This is a genomic window from Amycolatopsis sp. WAC 01376 (genome assembly GCF_003947415.1).
GTDB lineage: Bacteria > Actinomycetota > Actinomycetes > Mycobacteriales > Pseudonocardiaceae > Amycolatopsis.
Genome location: NZ_QHKL01000001.1, coordinates 79,089 through 94,172 on the forward strand (window position 1 = coordinate 79,089; position 15,084 = coordinate 94,172).

Annotated in this window: 21 protein-coding genes; 3 read left to right on the forward strand and 18 right to left on the reverse strand. The window is 67.1% G+C overall.

The window, feature by feature from the left end:
• The first annotated feature begins 46 nt into the window (after positions 1-46).
• From eccE to DMH03_RS00375, 3 genes are all read left to right on the forward strand, one after another.
• On the forward strand, positions 47-1,228 hold the full coding sequence (gene eccE, locus DMH03_RS00365; protein ID WP_199748618.1) for a type VII secretion protein EccE: 1,182 nt from the start codon (positions 47-49) through the stop codon (positions 1,226-1,228).
• A complete protein-coding gene (locus DMH03_RS00370) occupies positions 1,225-1,947 on the forward strand; it encodes a hypothetical protein (protein ID WP_125788830.1) in 723 nt (240 codons plus the stop codon). Before eccE ends, DMH03_RS00370 begins: the two co-directional genes overlap by 4 nt.
• 243 nt (positions 1,948-2,190) lie before the next feature.
• Positions 2,191-3,150: an endonuclease domain-containing protein gene (locus DMH03_RS00375; RefSeq protein WP_125790067.1), complete on the forward strand. Its 960-nt coding sequence runs from the start codon at positions 2,191-2,193 to the stop codon at positions 3,148-3,150.
• On the opposite strand, the gene truA is transcribed toward DMH03_RS00375, so the two are convergent.
• From truA to rplR, 18 genes are all read right to left on the reverse strand, one after another.
• A complete protein-coding gene (gene truA, locus DMH03_RS00380) occupies positions 3,120-3,953 on the reverse strand; it encodes a tRNA pseudouridine(38-40) synthase TruA (RefSeq protein ID WP_125791467.1) in 834 nt (277 codons plus the stop codon). The genes DMH03_RS00375 and truA overlap by 31 nt on opposite strands.
• Positions 3,954-4,026: 73 nt before the next feature.
• Entirely contained in the window at positions 4,027-4,590 is a 564-nt protein-coding gene (gene rplQ, locus DMH03_RS00385; RefSeq protein WP_125790068.1) for a 50S ribosomal protein L17, read from the reverse strand.
• Between the two features lie 75 nt (positions 4,591-4,665).
• Positions 4,666-5,739, reverse strand: a complete 1,074-nt coding sequence (locus DMH03_RS00390; protein ID WP_005166811.1) for a DNA-directed RNA polymerase subunit alpha — start codon at positions 5,737-5,739, stop codon at positions 4,666-4,668.
• 127 nt (positions 5,740-5,866) lie between these two features.
• On the reverse strand, positions 5,867-6,472 hold the full coding sequence (rpsD, locus tag DMH03_RS00395; protein WP_037314696.1) for a 30S ribosomal protein S4: 606 nt from the start codon (positions 6,470-6,472) through the stop codon (positions 5,867-5,869).
• A 23-nt stretch (positions 6,473-6,495) separates the two neighbouring features.
• A complete protein-coding gene (gene rpsK, locus DMH03_RS00400) occupies positions 6,496-6,903 on the reverse strand; it encodes a 30S ribosomal protein S11 (RefSeq protein ID WP_020643222.1) in 408 nt (135 codons plus the stop codon).
• An 18-nt stretch (positions 6,904-6,921) separates the two neighbouring features.
• Positions 6,922-7,107 carry a hypothetical protein gene (locus DMH03_RS00405; RefSeq protein WP_034304268.1) on the reverse strand — a complete coding sequence of 62 codons (186 nt, stop codon included), beginning with the start codon at positions 7,105-7,107 and terminating at the stop codon, positions 6,922-6,924.
• Entirely contained in the window at positions 7,104-7,484 is a 381-nt protein-coding gene (gene rpsM / locus DMH03_RS00410) for a 30S ribosomal protein S13 (RefSeq protein ID WP_005166805.1), read from the reverse strand. The genes DMH03_RS00405 and rpsM overlap by 4 nt, the downstream gene beginning before the upstream one ends.
• Positions 7,485-7,689: 205 nt before the next feature.
• Positions 7,690-7,803, reverse strand: coding sequence for a 50S ribosomal protein L36 (gene rpmJ / locus DMH03_RS00415; protein WP_004558882.1), 114 nt, complete (start codon positions 7,801-7,803; stop codon positions 7,690-7,692).
• 36 nt (positions 7,804-7,839) lie between these two features.
• A complete protein-coding gene (infA, locus tag DMH03_RS00420) occupies positions 7,840-8,061 on the reverse strand; it encodes a translation initiation factor IF-1 (protein WP_005166804.1) in 222 nt (73 codons plus the stop codon).
• Between the two features lie 541 nt (positions 8,062-8,602).
• On the reverse strand, positions 8,603-9,379 hold the full coding sequence (gene map, locus DMH03_RS00425) for a type I methionyl aminopeptidase (protein WP_125790069.1): 777 nt from the start codon (positions 9,377-9,379) through the stop codon (positions 8,603-8,605).
• A 44-nt stretch (positions 9,380-9,423) separates the two neighbouring features.
• Positions 9,424-9,978, reverse strand: coding sequence for an adenylate kinase (locus DMH03_RS00430; protein ID WP_125788827.1), 555 nt, complete (start codon positions 9,976-9,978; stop codon positions 9,424-9,426).
• A complete protein-coding gene (gene secY / locus DMH03_RS00435) occupies positions 9,975-11,282 on the reverse strand; it encodes a preprotein translocase subunit SecY (RefSeq protein WP_034304262.1) in 1,308 nt (435 codons plus the stop codon). Before secY ends, DMH03_RS00430 begins: the two co-directional genes overlap by 4 nt.
• A gap of 321 nt (positions 11,283-11,603) precedes the next feature.
• Entirely contained in the window at positions 11,604-12,236 is a 633-nt protein-coding gene (locus tag DMH03_RS00440; RefSeq protein ID WP_125790070.1) for a LysE family translocator, read from the reverse strand.
• 50 nt (positions 12,237-12,286) lie between these two features.
• Positions 12,287-12,952: a hypothetical protein gene (locus DMH03_RS00445; RefSeq protein WP_233611204.1), complete on the reverse strand. Its 666-nt coding sequence runs from the start codon at positions 12,950-12,952 to the stop codon at positions 12,287-12,289.
• A 424-nt stretch (positions 12,953-13,376) separates the two neighbouring features.
• Positions 13,377-13,823 (reverse strand): 50S ribosomal protein L15, encoded by a 447-nt coding sequence (gene rplO / locus DMH03_RS00450; protein ID WP_125790071.1) that lies wholly within the window; start codon positions 13,821-13,823, stop codon positions 13,377-13,379.
• Positions 13,820-14,005 (reverse strand): 50S ribosomal protein L30, encoded by a 186-nt coding sequence (gene rpmD, locus DMH03_RS00455; protein WP_076163011.1) that lies wholly within the window; start codon positions 14,003-14,005, stop codon positions 13,820-13,822. Before rpmD ends, rplO begins: the two co-directional genes overlap by 4 nt.
• A gap of 1 nt (position 14,006) precedes the next feature.
• Positions 14,007-14,654, reverse strand: coding sequence for a 30S ribosomal protein S5 (rpsE, locus tag DMH03_RS00460; RefSeq protein WP_125790072.1), 648 nt, complete (start codon positions 14,652-14,654; stop codon positions 14,007-14,009).
• A gap of 31 nt (positions 14,655-14,685) precedes the next feature.
• Positions 14,686-15,084 (reverse strand): 50S ribosomal protein L18, encoded by a 399-nt coding sequence (gene rplR / locus DMH03_RS00465; RefSeq protein ID WP_037314970.1) that lies wholly within the window; start codon positions 15,082-15,084, stop codon positions 14,686-14,688.

Consider the following 15,084-nt stretch of genomic DNA (forward strand, 5'->3'; position numbering starts at 1 on the left):
GCCCACGCGGCGCCGGACCGGCGGGATCAACCTCGGCCCGCTGCCGGTGGCGAACCTGGTCGTGCTCGAACTCGGGCTCGCGATCGGCCTCGTCCTGCTCGCGATCAACATGAAGCTCAAGTACGTCGCGATCGGCGTGCTCGGGGTCGCGATCATCATCGCGTTCCTGCGCTGGGGCGGCCGCTGGTTCACCCAATGGGCCGGCCTCACCATGCGGTACATGTTCCGTTCACACGATCGTGTGGCGAATCCGCTTCCGCCGAGCAGCATCGAGTCACTCGCCGCCGAAGAGGACGCCGTCACCGGCCCTGACGACGCCCGGGTGAACCTGCTTCGCCTCGCCGTTCCCGACCTCGTCGTCGCGCACGGCGTGGACCACGAACGCCAGCAGGTCGGCCTCGCGTGGAACGACGGGACGTGGACCGCCGTCCTGCTCGTCGAACCCGCGCCCGCGCTGATCACCCAGGCGGGTGGCGCGCCGAGCCTGCCGCTGTCCGCGCTCGCGCCGTGCCTCGAAGACCGCGGTGTGGTCCTCGACTCGATCCAGATGATCTGGCACTGCTACCCGGGCAGCGCCGCGCTTCCGTCGGACTCGCCTGCCCTCAGCTCCTACATGGAGGTGCTCGGCCCGCTGCCCGCTGCCGCGCGGCGGACGACCTGGGTCGCCATCCGGCTCGACCCGCGCCGGTGCCCGGCCGCCATCCGCGAACGTGGCGGCGGCGTCGTCGGTGCGCATCGCGCGCTGATCGGCGCGCTGTCGCGGGTGCGCAACGCCTTGGAGTCGCAAGGCGTGCCGACCCGGCCGCTCGATCCGGACGAGCTGCTGCGGTCCAGCATTTCGGCCGCGGAGCTGACCGCGGTCGCCGGCTCGCAGGGGAAGGTCGGTCTGCAGGAGCGCTGGACCGGCGTCACCGCGGCGGGCATCGGGCACGCGAGCTACGCGATCACCAGCTGGCCGAAGGGCAAGATCAGCGGCAGCCTGAACGCGCTGACCAGTGTCCGCGCGTTGTCGGCGACGGTGGCGATGTCGATCTCGCCGTCCGCGGACGAAGGCAAGATCGGCCTGCGGGGAATCGTTCGCCTGAGCGCGCGGAACCCTCGTGAACTGGACGCCGCCGACCAGCGGCTGCAGGGCATCTCGGACCGGCTGGGAGTGACGTTGACGCCGCTGCGCGGCCTGCAGATCTCCGGGTTCTCCGCGACTTTGCCGATCGGAGGCACGGCATGAGCACCCGCATGCGCGACGCAGGCCAGAGCGCCGGTGTCGCCCCGGAATTCACCGTCGACCCGGCGATGCTCGACGCGATCAGCCCGTCCGGTGACCGAGGCGGCATCGTCCTCGGCTCCGGGCTCAAGGGTGAACCGCTGACGATTTCCGCGCTGCGCTCGGCGCCGACCCGGATCGTGCTCGTCGGTGGCCTGTACCTGGCTCGTCAGGTCGCGCTGCGAGCGATGGCGGTCGGGGCGTGGGTCGTCGTGGCGACCGGGCGGCCGGCCGCGTGGCAGGTTCTCCCGCAGGCCGCGGGGAATCAGCCCAACGGCAGGCCTTCGCCGCTGGTGCAGATCCGGCGGCTGTCGCCGGTGGACCTCCCGCGCCCGTCCGAGGACGCGCCGCTGCTGGTCGTGACCGACGGCGGGCCGACCCCGCAGGACCTGTTCCCGCCGCGGTCGCCGTGGCAGACGACGGTCTACGTGCTGCCGTACCTGCACCCGCAGGCCGGGGCGACCGCGAACGCGGCCGACCTCGTGCTGATGCAGCGGCTCCCGCCGGGCCAGGCCGAACTCGCCGCGCGGATCTGGCGGCTCCCGCCCCAGATGATGAAGCAGCTCACGACGTTGAAGGACGACCAGGTCGTCGCTCTGGGCCGGAACCTCTGGCGCCCTCTTCGCCTGGTCACCACGGCGAAAGAGCAGCAGATCCTGGGCCCCGTACGCCGCGGCGACTGACCCCGACACGGCGACTTTAGCGGGCTAACCGCGCTCTGCGGGGGCACTGTCCATATCGGACAGTGCCCCCGTTCTGCGTCCGCCACGCGTCGCGTTTAGGCCGCTAAAGTCGACCTGGGGCGCGGGGTTTGGGCGTCAAGAGGGAATCGCGCAGGCTGTGGATAAGCCGGGGGTTGTGGATAAATCGCCCCCGAGAGGCAGTGACGGCCGCGCCTTGTCGGTCTTGTCGATCACCGTGTCAGCATGACCAAACCTTTCGATTCATCTCACCTCCCCGAAGTCTTCCGCGGCTCAGACGCACGCAAGGCAGGCCTGATCACGGCCAGCCGCCTGCGTGGCCCGAGCGTCCGGCGACTGTTCCAGGACGTCTACACGCGCGCTGACGTCGAGGTCACGCACGAACTCCGTTGTCGCGGGGCCGCGTTACTGGCACCGCCGGAAGCCGTGCTGACCGGGCGATCGGCCGCGACCGTCCAGGGCGTCCAGCTGGCCAAGCCCCATGACCCGGTCGAGATGGTGGTGCCGGAGAAACAACGCTTCGGCCCGATCGTCGGTATCAAGATTCGGCGGACCGAGGTCAAACCCGAAGAATCGAGGCCGTGGAACGGAATCCGCATCGCGCGAAGAAGTCGAATCGCACTGGACCTGCTCCTCCGGCTTTCTCCTCGCAAATCCGGGTGGGTACGACGGCTCCGCATCGGCGTCCCCGATCTGGACCAGTTCATGAGAGCCGAGAAACTGACCGATCTGCACCTCAACGGAGAGTTCTACGGTCGCCGCAATCGAGGCATTCGCTTGGCCAGGCACGCTTTGCGCCTCTCCGATCCTCGCGCGGAGTCACCCCCGGAATCGGAACTGCGGATCGTGCTGTCCGCCGGTGGCATTACCGCGACACCTCAGTTCGAGGTCTTCTCCCGGACGGGTCACTTCGTCGCTCGTCTTGACCTCGGCGACGAGACACACCGGGTCGCCATCGAATACGACGGCCGATGGCACAACACTCCAAAGCAACGAGCCCACGATCGCAAACGGCGAAGACGAGCGGAGGCCGAGGGCTGGCGTTTCGTCATCGTCACCGCGGAGGACCTGGCGATGGACTTCAAAGGCATCGTCGAGGCCGTCTGGCAGGCCCGCCGCAGCGCGTTTAGCCCGCTAACCGCGCCGCGTCCGGGTCAGGAGGAGGTGCGCATGGCTCGCGTTTGATCCGCACGGGCGGCGAGTTCGGCGTCCGGCGGGTACTCGACGGCCATCAGCGTCAGGCCGTGTGCGGGAGCGACAGCGCTGTCACGCGTCCGGCTCTCCAGAACGCCGCCGGGCCAATCGAGCGGACGACGGCCGTCGCCGACCAAGAGCAGTGCCCCCACGAGGCTACGCACCATCGAATGACAGAACGCGTCAGCGGAGACCGCGACCTCGACCGCGTGCGGCCCGGTGCGCTGCCATTCGAGCCGCTGCAGCTCGCGAATGGTCGTCCCGCCTTCACGCTGCTTACAGAAGGCCGCGAAGTCCTGAAGCCCCAAGAGTGCCGACGACGCCTCGTTCATCGCATCGACCGAAAGCGGACGGGTCCAGGCCAGGGTGTCGTGACGCCGCAACGGATCGACGCCCCATGGCGCATCCGAAACACGGTAAAGGTAGTGACGCCGCACGGCCGAGAACCGCGCGTCGAACCCAGGCGCCGCGACCCGGGCGGCCAACACCCGCACGTCCCCCGGCAGGTACCGATTCCAGCGGTGACGCATCCGCCCCAGGTCAGGAATGCCCTGCTCGTCCAGTTCCAGGCGGCCGGATCGCGTTTTGCCCGCTAAAGGCGAGACGTCGACGTGGACCACCTGGCCGGACGCGTGCACACCGGCATCGGTGCGGCCGGCGACGACGACGGACTTCGGGACCGAGGCTCCTGGGGGCTGCTTCGCGAGCGCCTCTTCGAGGACTCCCTGCACCGTGCGCCGCCCGGGCTGCCGCGCCCAGCCGGAGAAATCGGTGCCGTCGTAGGAAACATCCAGACGCAGACGAACGAGCCCGCCCTCCGCAGTGGGAGTGGCGGGCTCGTCCGGGGTGTTCGGTGCCGTCAGGACGTCAGTCCTTCTTGCTGTCCGCGTCCGCGACGGGGGCCTCAGCGGCCTCGTCGGCGGCAGGAGCCTCGGTGGCCTCCGGAGCCTCGGTGGCGGCCGTGTCGGCAACCTCAGGGGCCTCGGTGGTCTCCTCGGCGGCCGGGGCGGCAGCCTTCGGCTCGTCCTTCGCGAACTTCGTCTTGCGCGCGGCCTCGGCCTCGGCGGTGACGGTCTTCTCGGCAACCAGCTCGATGACGGCCATGGGGGCGTTGTCGCCCTTGCGCGCCATCGTCTTGGTGATCCGGGTGTAGCCACCCGGACGCTCCGCGAAGAACGGACCGATCTCGGCGATCAGCTTGTGCACGACATCCTTGTCGCGCACGATGCGCTGGATCTGACGACGGTTGTGCAGGTCGCCCCGCTTCGCCTTCGTGATCAGCTTCTCGGCCAGCGGGCGCACCCGCCGGGCCTTCGCCTCGGTCGTCGTGATCTTGCCGTGCTCGAACAGCTGGGTGGCCAGGTTGGCCAGGATCAGCCGTTCGTGCGCGGGCGACCCGCCGAGACGGGGTCCCTTTGTGGGGGTGGGCATCGGTTCTCCTCGTTCAGCTCACAGCTGGAGGCCGGGGCTCCCCCACCCCTACCGGTGAGGGAGCCGAAGCTGGCCTTACAGCTGCTCCGTCTCTGCGTAGTCCTGGCCATCGTCGTGGCCGTTGTCCGAAATTCCGTCCGTGATGCTGTCGACGCCCTCGGACCAGCCTTCACCGTCGTAGCTGGCCGCGGCCGCGGTCGGGTCGAACCCGGGCGGGCTGTCCTTCAGCGCGAGGCCGAGACCGACGAGCTTGAGCTTGACCTCGTCGATCGACTTCGCACCGAAGTTGCGGATGTCCAGCAGGTCGGCCTCGCTGCGCGAGACCAGTTCGCCGACGGTGTGGATGCCCTCGCGCTTGAGGCAGTTGTACGACCGGACGGTGAGGTCCAGGTCCTCGATCGGCATCGCGTAGGCGGCGATGGTGTCCGCCTCCTGCGGCGACGGGCCGATCTCGATGCCTTCGGCGTCGACGTTCAGCTCGCGCGCGAGACCGAACAGCTCCACCAGCGTCTTACCGGCCGACGCGACAGCGTCCCGCGGCGTGATCGACGGCTTCGTCTCCACGTCCAGGATCAGCTTGTCGAAGTCGGTGCGCTGCTCGACACGGGTCGCCTCGACCTTGTACGTCACCTTCAGCACCGGGGAGTAGATGGAGTCGACCGGGATCCGGCCGATCTCCGCGCCCGCCTGCTTGTTCTGCAGGGCCGGAACGTAACCGCGGCCGCGCTCGACGACGAGCTCGATCTCGAGCTTGCCCTTGCCGTTCAGCGACGCGATGTGCAGATCCGGGTTGTGCACGGTGACACCGGCCGGGGGCACGATGTCGGCAGCGGTGACCTCACCGGGGCCCTGCTTGCGCAGGTACATGGTGACCGGCTCGTCCTCTTCCGAGGAGACCACGAGCTCCTTGAGGTTCAGGATGATGTCGGTGACGTCTTCCTTCACCCCGGGAACGGTGGTGAACTCGTGCAGCACGCCGTCGATGCGGATGCTCGTCACGGCCGCGCCCGGAATGGACGACAGCAGCGTGCGACGCAGCGAGTTGCCGAGCGTGTAGCCGAAGCCGGGCTCCAGCGGTTCGATGGTGAACCGGGAGCGGGTCTCGTTGACCGTCTCTTCGCCGAGAGCCGGCCGCTGGGAAATCAGCATCTTTCCTAATTCCTTTCCAAACGGCGCCCGCCATATGACACCGAAAGGGATGGCGAAACGGCGGCGCACTCCGGGCGCCGCCGCCCGTGCCCACACCGGGCCGGGGTTTCCCCGGCCCGGTGATGGATCACTTCGAGTAGAGCTCGACGATCAGCTGTTCCTGGACCGGAACGTCGATCTGAGCGCGCTCCGGGAGCTGGTGGACCAGCACACGGAGGTTGGACGGAACAACCTGGAGCCACGCGGGAACGGGACGCTCGCCGAACGACTCCTTGGCAGCGACGAAGGGCAGCATCGCGAACGACTTCGGCCGCACGTCGATGATGTCCCACTTGCTGACCTGGTACGAGGGCACGTTGACCTTGACGCCGTTGACCACGAAGTGACCGTGGCTCACCAGCTGACGCGCCTGACGGCGGGTGCGGGCGATACCGGCGCGGTAGATCACGTTGTCCAGACGGGACTCGAGGATCTGCAGCAGGTTCTCACCGGTCTTACCCGGACGCCGGACGGCTTCCTTGTAGTACCGGACGAACTGACGCTCGAGAACGCCGTAGGTGTAGCGAGCCTTCTGCTTCTCCTGCGACTGCAGGAGGTACTCGGACTCCTTGATGCGCCCGCGGCCGTGCTGGCCCGGCGGGTAGGGGCGACGCTCGAAAGCCTGGTCGCCGCCGATGAGGTCAACCTTGAGGCGACGCGAAATACGCGTCGCGGGGCCGGTGTAACGAGCCATTTCTTCTTACTCCTCCCCGTTCCTCAGACCCGGCGCCGCTTGGGCGGGCGGCAGCCGTTGTGAGGCTGCGGGGTCACGTCCTGGATGGTGCCGACCTCGAGGCCGGCGGCCTGCAGCGAGCGGATCGCCGTCTCGCGACCCGAACCCGGGCCCTTCACGAAGACGTCGACCTTCTTCATGCCGTGCTCGGCAGCCTTGCGGGCGGCGCTCTCGGCGGCCATCTGCGCGGCGAACGGGGTGGACTTACGCGAGCCCTTGAAGCCCACGTGACCACTCGACGCCCACGCGATCACGGCACCGGTGGGGTCCGTGATCGAGACGATGGTGTTGTTGAAGGTGCTCTTGATGTGCGCGTGACCGTGCGCGACATTCTTCTTTTCCTTACGGCGGACCTTCTTGGCCCCCGCCGCAGTACGAGACTTCGGTGGCATGTTTTGAGGGTTCTCCTGTTAGCGCGCGTTCTCTTGGTGAGCGGCGACCGCTTCGGCCTGTCCGCGCCGGATGATCGAACCGGCGTCGGTGTACAGGTTGCGGAGCGCCATCGGGCGGGCGTAGAGCGCCTTGGGCGAGACACAAGCCGAGCCACGACGGCGGACGCCGCCCATCTGCACGACCTTCTTGCCCTGGACGCTCACTTCTTGCCAGCCTTCTTCTTGCCGGCGACCGTCTTCTTCGGACCCTTACGGGTGCGGGCGTTCGTCTTGGTGCGCTGACCACGGACGGGAAGTCCGCGACGCCAGCGAAGGCCCTCGTAGCACCCGATCTCGATCTTCCGACGGATGTCGGCGTTCACCTCGCGGCGAAGGTCACCCTCGACCTTGAAGTTCTCCTCGATGTAGACCCGCAGCTTGGCGAGGTCGTCATCGCTCAGATCCTTGACGCGAGTGTCCGCGTTGAGCTCGGCAGCAGCGATGAGCTGCTTCGAGCGGGTACGGCCGATGCCGTAGATGTAAGTCAGCGCGATCTCCAACCGCTTTTCGCGGGGGAGGTCTACGCCAGCGAGTCGTGCCATTGGCGTTGATGCTCCTTCATAGAATTCATCTTCAGGTCTGCTCCCCGTCCGGTTCCGGGACCGACTCGCCTGTCGTGCCCTTGGCTTGCGCTTCGGGTGTCCCGGCCTCGGCCTGAAGTCCGAGGGCGAACCGGGCCGTTCGCACGGCCCGGCAGGTGCGGGGAGATTGTGTAGCCGTCAATCCACTCTGTACGAGTGCGAGTGATCAGCCCTGCCGCTGCTTGTGCCGCAGGTTCTCGCAGATCACCATGATCCGGCCGTGACGGCGGATCACCTTGCACTTGTCGCAGATCTTCTTGACGCTCGGCTGGACCTTCACGTCTCCTGCTCTCCTGCTTGTGCTAACTCGTCGTGATCACTTGTAGCGGTAGACGATGCGACCACGAGACAAGTCGTAGGGCGAGAGCTCCACGACAACCCTGTCCTCCGGCAGAATGCGGATGTAGTGCTGCCGCATCTTGCCGCTGATGTGTGCAAGGACCTTGTGGCCGTTCTCCAACTCGACGCGGAACATCGCGTTCGGGAGCGGCTCGACTACGCGGCCTTCGACCTCGATGGCCCCGTCTTTCTTGCCCATGTCCTCCGCATTTCCTGTCGCTACGCTGTGTTATCAGTCAGAGCTTGAGTGCTTGGCTGGGTGGTGCATCGGCACACTCCAGCCCGGGTCCAATGTCCGTTCGCGAGAATTCACGAGCGCGCAGGATCCGGGCGCGATGAGTACACCGACTTGACAGTGTACGCAACCCGTGTCGTAAGCCCCAAACGGGGGGTGACTGTGTTAGATGACCCCTGAGTCCGCCTGCTGCGACCTCTACCATCGTAGACCCTCGCCGACCTGCGTTTAGCGGGCTAAACGCGATCCGGCAGGCCTGCGACCTGGCGGGCTCCGGGGGCGAGGTGCACCCGATGGGGTAGCGGGCGGCCGCCCCGGCGGCGCGACCCGAGGCGCTGCGCCGACCTGCGGGCGGACTTGCGTTTCGCGGGCTGACTGCGATCCGGGCGCGTTCGCCTTTAGCGGGCTAAACGCGCTCCGGTGATCGCGTTTAGGGGGCTAAACGCAGGTCAGGGCGACTTGCGTTTAGCGGGCTAAACGCGATCCGAGAGCGGGAAGGCCGAGGTCAGGCGTCTTCGGGGGCGGTCAGCACCCACGGACCGTCGTCGGTGATCGCGACGGTGTGCTCCCAGTGCGCGGCCCGCGAGCCGTCCGCGGTCACGACGGTCCACCCGTCGTCGAGCTCGACGGTCTCACCGCCGCCACCGGTCAGCATGGGCTCGATCGCGAGCGCCATGCCGGTCTTGAGCCGCGGGCCCTTGCCCGGTTTGCCCAGGTTCGGCAGGAACGGGTCCATGTGCATCTGGCGCCCGATGCCGTGACCGCCGTACTCGACGATCATCCCGTACTCGATGCCGTCTTCCTGGCCTGCCTTCTCGGCCGCGGTCTGCACCGCGTGCGAGATGTCCGTGAGCCTGCCGCCGGACGACACCGCGGCGATTCCCGCCCACATCGCCGCCTCGGTGGCGGCCGAAAGCGCCAGATCCGCCTTCGACACCTCACCGATCGCGAGGGTGACCGCGGAATCGCCGTGCCAGCCGTCGAGGATGGCGCCGCAATCCACCGAAATGATGTCGCCGTCGTTCAGGGCGTGCGTCTTCGACGGGATGCCGTGGACGATCTGCTCGTTCACCGAAGCGCAGATCGACGCCGGAAAGCCGTGGTATCCCTTGAACGAGGGCACCGCGCCGGCGTCGCGGATCGTCTGCTCGGCGAGTTCGTCGAGATCGGCCGTGGTCGCCCCCGGCTTGGCGATCTCGCGCACCGCGGTGAGGGTGCGCCAGACGACCAGTCCGGCGGCCCGCATCGCCTGGAGCTCGCCAGGAGTCTTGATTTCGATCATGCGCCCACGACGAAGCCGTTGCAGTACACGCAGTCCTCCGAGGTTCACGTGCGGTCGCGCAGCGCTTCCAGCACGCGGGCGGAGATCTCGTCGACCGTGCCGACGCCGTCGACGGTGACCAGGATGTCCGCGTAGTACTCGAGCAGCGGAGCCGTCTCGGACACGTAGATCTGCTGACGACGACGGATGACCTCTTCGGTGTCGTCCGAGCGGCCGCGGGACAGCAGCCGCTCGACGACGACGTCTTCCGAAACCTGGAGCTGGATGACCGCGTTCAGCTTGGTGTCGACCTCGCCGAGGATCTCGCCGAGAACGTCGGCCTGCTTGGTGTTCCGAGGGAACCCGTCCAGCAGGAAACCGACCTTGGCGTCAGGTTCGGCAAGGCGCTCGCGCACCATCTCGTTCGTGACCGAATCGGGCACGAGTTCGCCGGAATCCAGGTAGCGCTTGGCCTCCTGGCCCAGCGGCGTCTGCTCGCCCACGTGGGCGCGGAACAGATCGCCGGTCGAGATGTGCGGGATCCGGAGCTTCTCCGACAGTGCTACCGCCTGAGTACCTTTGCCCGCGCCAGGAGGGCCAACGAGAACCAGGCGCGTCACTTCAAGAACCCTTCGTAGTTACGTTGCATCAGCTGGCTTTCGATCTGCTTCACGGTGTCGAGACCGACACCGACCATGATCAGCACAGCCGTGCCACCGAACGGGAAGTTCTGGTTGTTCCCGCTACCGGTAACGGACAAGAAGAAGTTCGGAAGGATCGCGATGATGCCCAGGTACAGCGAGCCCGGCAGAGTGATGCGGCCGAGGACGTAGCTGAGGTACTCCGCGGTGGGACGGCCCGGGCGGATACCCGGGATGAAGCCACCGAACTTCTTCATCTCTTCCGCACGCTCGTCCACGTTGAACGTGATCGTGATGTAGAAGTACGTGAAGAAGATGATCAACGCGAAGTACAGCAGGACGTGCGCCCAGCTGGACTGGTTGACGATGTAGTTCTGGATGAAGACCTGCCAGCCGGCGTTGCTGTTGGCGTCACCGACGAGGCGGCTGATCAGGTCCGGCAGGTAGAGCAGCGACGAGGCGAAGATGACCGGGATGACACCGGCCTGGTTCACCTTGATCGGCAGGTACGTCGACGTTCCGCCGTACATGCGGCGGCCGATCATGCGCTTGGCGTACTGCACCGGGATCCGGCGCTGGCCCTGCTCGACGAAGATGACGCTGGCGATGATCACCAGGCCGAACACACAGATCAGGGTGAAGACCACCGGGCCGGCGCTGCTGAGGATGTTGCCACCCTCGATCGGGATCCGGGCCGCGATGTTCAGGAAGATGAGGACGGACATGCCGTTGCCGACACCGCGCTCGGTGATCAGCTCACCCAGCCACATCATGACGGCGGTACCGGCGGTCATCGTGATGACGATGATGGCCAGCGTGTAGACGCTGTTGTCCGGGATGATCGCGGTGTCGCACTGCGGGAAGAGCTGCTTGCGGTCGGCGAGCGCCACCACACCGGTGGCCTGCAGGATCGCGAGGGCGATCGTCAGGTACCGGGTGTACTGGGTCAGCTTGCCCTGGCCGGCCTGGCCTTCCTTCTTCAGTTCCTCGAACCGCGGGATGACCACGGTGAGGAGCTGGACGATGATGCTCGCCGTGATGTACGGCATGATGCCGGTCGAGAACAGCGACAGCTGCAGCAGTGCACCGCCACTGAACAGGTTCAGCAGCTGATAGACGCCCTCCTGCGACCCGGTCTCCGTGCATTGCTGCACGGCGGAATACGAGATACCCGGGGCCGGAATGGTGGCACCGATTCGGTAGACCGCGACGATGGCTAGCGTGAACAGGATCTTCTTACGTAGATCCGGCGTCGCTAGAGCCGAGCGGAAGGCGCTGAGCACGCGGGGAACCTCCTCGGCGTCGTCGGCTGTCTTACCGACGATCGGCTTGGCCGGCCTGGGGCCGGCGGGAACACACAGCTTTCTGGCACAAGCCAGGAACGCTTCGGGGCACACTCGTCCCGAAGCGTGTCGCCGACTCTAACAGCTTCACAGGGCGTGTCCGCAGTGCGTGTGGGTTTTCCGGACGAAGGTTGGTCCGCGAGGTTGATCGACTCGCGCTTCTCGCTCGGGAACCTTGACAGATCGCCTTGTCGTCACTCACTTTCCTGGCCCCACCGGATCGCACTTAGCCCGCTAAACGCGCTGTGATCAGGGACGGGTTCAGGAGCTCGAAGCGGCGAGCGCGCCCGCCATCCCGAGGAGCACGACGCCGGTGCCGCGGTCGACGTTGCGGGTCGCGCGGCGGGACAGCCGGAGCGACTTCACGAGCGCTCCTGCCCCGATGTAGGTCGCGCCGGCGACGAACTCGGCGAGCAGGTAGACGGCGCCGAGGATCGCGATCTGAGTGGAAAAGGAGCCGTGAGCTGCGTCGATGAACTGGGGTACGAACGCGGTGAAGATGAGGATCGCCTTCGGGTTCGTGATCGCGACGACGAATTCCTTCCTCGCGATCCGTAGCGCCGGTACGGATTCAGTACCCTGCGGCGCCTGGACCAGCGCGGTCCGCCCGGCCCGGAACGTCGACCACAGCAGGCGCCCGCCGATCCAGACCAGGTAGGCGACGCCCGCCCACTTGATCACCGTGAGTGCAAGTTCGGAAGCCGCGAGGAGCTGTCCGAGCCCTGCCGCGACAGCCGCGATCAACACCGTGAATGCGGCCAAACGGCCTAACAGGCCGGCGAGCCCTTTCCACGCCCCCTGTGTCATGCCGTGGTGCAGACCGAGCAGATTGTTCGCCCCTGGCGTAAAAGCCACGAGCACCGCCGCTCCGAAAAAGACCGTCACCCAAGTCATCGGCCACCTCCTCCCCCACCGTATCGGCGGCCGCGAGCGCGTTTAGCGGGCTAATCGCGCTCTTTTCGGCCGGATTCCGGTGGAGGCGCGAAGGCCGAATAGTCCGGTGTCGCCGGCTGTGCGTCGGGCGGAAGCACCGTGATGGAGATGCCGTCTTTCGGTGTGGGCATGTCCGCGAGGCTCAGGTCACCGTTCATCGGGAACTCGTCGTCCTGGACGCGGTGGCTCATCAGAGCCGCACCGGCCGCGGCCACGACTGCGGCGAAGAGCGCCCACATGCCCGCCTCCAGCGTCAGCGTCACCTTGGTGTCCTCTCCCATCGGGCGTCCGAGCCCCAGCGTGACGGCGGTGACGACGACTCCCGCGAGGAATACCGCCGCGATGGTGGTGAGCCATCGGTCCACAGTGCCCGGACGTCGGAGGCGGGCGGCGCGGACGCTGGCGACCGTGGCCGCGAGAAGGAACGCCGCGGCGATCAGGAGCGGGATGCCGACAGGCGACGTCGATGTGGTCACTGGAGGGTGGCCGGGCTGGATGATCTTCAGCTCCCACGCACCTTGCACGACCTCGATCACGACCTCGGCGCTGCGATCGAAGCTGAGTTGATGCTCGGTGCTGAATAACGGGAAGAGACAGCCCATGAGGGTCAGCACCAGGGCCAGGACACCCAATCCCGCCGCGACGAGCCTTCGGGGTTCAGGCCGGCCGGACCGCACCGGCCTTTCCGCAGGATCCATGGGACCCGGGACCGATACGACCATCGGCGGGGCGTCCGGCTGCTGAGGGGGCTGCGGATCCTGCCCTGGAGGTATGGCCACCCCACGATCCTTCCAGCTCAGGCACCCCTCCGCCATGCTCCGGCCTCCTCGTCCAGATCGCCTTTAGCCCCCTAATCGCGATCTGGACGGCGGGCACCTGGGCGACCGGCGGAGCGCGTTTAGCCCCCTAATCGCGATCCGGGGGCCGGAGGGGCTGCCCGCGTCGGGATCGCGATTAGGGGGCTAAACGCAAGTCGGCGCGAGCGCCGGGCGGAGGGGCCGGATCGCGATTAGGGGGCTAAACGCGCCCGGGGTGAGCGCAAGCGAAAGGCCCGCCGTGGCGGAGCCAGGCGGGCCTTTCGGTGAAGCGAGCGAAGAAAGCTCAGAGCGTGGTGGCGGAGCCACCGGCGGCGGAGAGCTTCTCCTTGGCGGAGCCGGAGAAAGCGTCGGCGGTGACGTCCAGCTTGACGCCGTTCAGGTCACCGTTGCCGAGCACCTTCACGAGCTTGTTCTTGCGAACAAGACCCTTTGCGACGAGCTCCTCGTTGCCGACCTTGCCACCCTCCGGGAAAACGCGGGCGATGTCGCCCAGGTTCACCGGCTGGTACTCGGTACGGAAGCGGTTCTTGAAGCCGCGAAGCTTCGGGAGCCGCATGTGGATGGGCATCTGCCCACCCTCGAAACCGGCGGGCACGTTCTTCCGGGCCTTGGTGCCCTTGGTACCGCGACCGGCGGTCTTGCCCTTCGAGCCCTCACCACGGCCGACGCGCATCTTCTCGCGCTTCGAGCCCGGAGCGGGACGAAGGTGGTGGATCTTGATGGCAGTCATGCCTTGACCTCCTCGACCTCCACCAGGTGGCGGACCGTGTGGATGAGGCCGCGAACCTGGGGGGTGTCTTCACGCACCACAGACTGCCGGATCTTGCGCAGCCCGAGGGTGCGCAACGATTCACGGTGGTTGTGCTTGGTGCCGATCTTGCTCTTGACCTGGGTCACCTTGAGCTGAGTCATGTCAGACCCCCTGACCCGCACGCTGGCGCAGCATCCGAGCCGGGGCGACGTCCTCGAGCGGGAGACCGCGGCGGGCCGCGACCTCTTCGGGACGCTGCAGACCCTTCAGGGCCGCCACGGTCGCGTGCACGATGTTGATCGCGTTGTCGGAGCCGAGCGACTTCGACAGCACGTCGTGGACACCCGCGCACTCCAGCACCGCGCGGACCGGACCACCGGCGATGACACCGGTACCGGCGGAAGCCGGACGCAGCAGCACGACACCGGCGGCTTCCTCACCCTGGATCGGGTGGGGAATGGTGCCACCGACGCGGGGAACGCGGAAGAAGTTCTTCTTCGCTTCCTCGACGCCCTTGGCGATGGCCGCGGGAACTTCCTTGGCCTTGCCGTAGCCGACGCCGACCTGACCGTCGCCGTCACCGACGACCACCAGGGCGGTGAAGCTGAAGCGACGACCACCCTTGACGACCTTGGCGACGCGGTTGATCGTCACGACCTTCTCGAGGTGCGGGGTCTTTTCCTGGCCGGCCCCGCCACGACCGCTGTCGCGACGATCCCGGCCGCCACCACGACGTTCATTGCGGTCGTTGCCGCCCTGTCCGCCGGGTCCGCCCTGTCCGCCGCCGAATTGCCGTGTACGTCCCGGCATCAGGCTGTCCTTCCATTCACGAGCATCTGCATCAGAATTCCAACCCCGCTTCACGGGCGGCGTCAGCGAGAGCGGCGATGCGGCCGTGGTAAGCGTTACCGCCACGGTCGAACACCACGGTCGAGACACCGGCGTTCTTGGCGCGGTTGGCGACAAGCTCCCCGACCTTCGCGGCCTTGGCCTTCTTGTCGCCGTCGAGCGCGCGGACGTCCGCCTCGAGGGTGGACGCCGACGCCAGGGTCTTGCCGGCGAGGTCGTCGATCAGCTGCACGGCGATGTGCCGCGACGAACGCTTGACGACCAGGCGCGGACGCTGGTCCGTGCCGTTGATCTTCTTGCGAAGGCGGAAGTGCCGACGGGCCTTCGCGACGCGGCGGCGGGTCGAGATGTCCTTGCCGACCGGCTTGCGCTTCGTAGTCGTGTCGCTCAT

What these genes read in the sequence shown, in the direction of transcription:
- DMH03_RS00370 (WP_125788830.1), top strand. Translation starts at nt 1,225, where the DNA reads ATGAGCACCCGCATGCGCGACGCAGGCCAGAGCGCCGGTGTCGCCCCG.
- DMH03_RS00375 (WP_125790067.1), top strand. Translation starts at nt 2,191, where the DNA reads ATGACCAAACCTTTCGATTCATCTCACCTCCCCGAAGTCTTCCGCGGC.
- rplQ (WP_125790068.1), bottom strand. Translation starts at nt 4,590, where the DNA reads ATGCCCACCCCCACAAAGGGACCCCGTCTCGGCGGGTCGCCCGCGCAC.
- DMH03_RS00390 (WP_005166811.1), bottom strand. Translation starts at nt 5,739, where the DNA reads ATGCTGATTTCCCAGCGGCCGGCTCTCGGCGAAGAGACGGTCAACGAG.
- rpsD (WP_037314696.1), bottom strand. Translation starts at nt 6,472, where the DNA reads ATGGCTCGTTACACCGGCCCCGCGACGCGTATTTCGCGTCGCCTCAAG.
- rpsK (WP_020643222.1), bottom strand. Translation starts at nt 6,903, where the DNA reads ATGCCACCGAAGTCTCGTACTGCGGCGGGGGCCAAGAAGGTCCGCCGT.
- rpsM (WP_005166805.1), bottom strand. Translation starts at nt 7,484, where the DNA reads ATGGCACGACTCGCTGGCGTAGACCTCCCCCGCGAAAAGCGGTTGGAG.
- infA (WP_005166804.1), bottom strand. Translation starts at nt 8,061, where the DNA reads ATGGGCAAGAAAGACGGGGCCATCGAGGTCGAAGGCCGCGTAGTCGAG.
- map (WP_125790069.1), bottom strand. Translation starts at nt 9,379, where the DNA reads ATGATCGAAATCAAGACTCCTGGCGAGCTCCAGGCGATGCGGGCCGCC.
- DMH03_RS00440 (WP_125790070.1), bottom strand. Translation starts at nt 12,236, where the DNA reads ATGACTTGGGTGACGGTCTTTTTCGGAGCGGCGGTGCTCGTGGCTTTT.
- rplO (WP_125790071.1), bottom strand. Translation starts at nt 13,823, where the DNA reads ATGACTGCCATCAAGATCCACCACCTTCGTCCCGCTCCGGGCTCGAAG.
- rpmD (WP_076163011.1), bottom strand. Translation starts at nt 14,005, where the DNA reads ATGACTCAGCTCAAGGTGACCCAGGTCAAGAGCAAGATCGGCACCAAG.
- rpsE (WP_125790072.1), bottom strand. Translation starts at nt 14,654, where the DNA reads ATGCCGGGACGTACACGGCAATTCGGCGGCGGACAGGGCGGACCCGGC.
- rplR (WP_037314970.1), bottom strand. Translation starts at nt 15,084, where the DNA reads ATGAGCGACACGACTACGAAGCGCAAGCCGGTCGGCAAGGACATCTCG.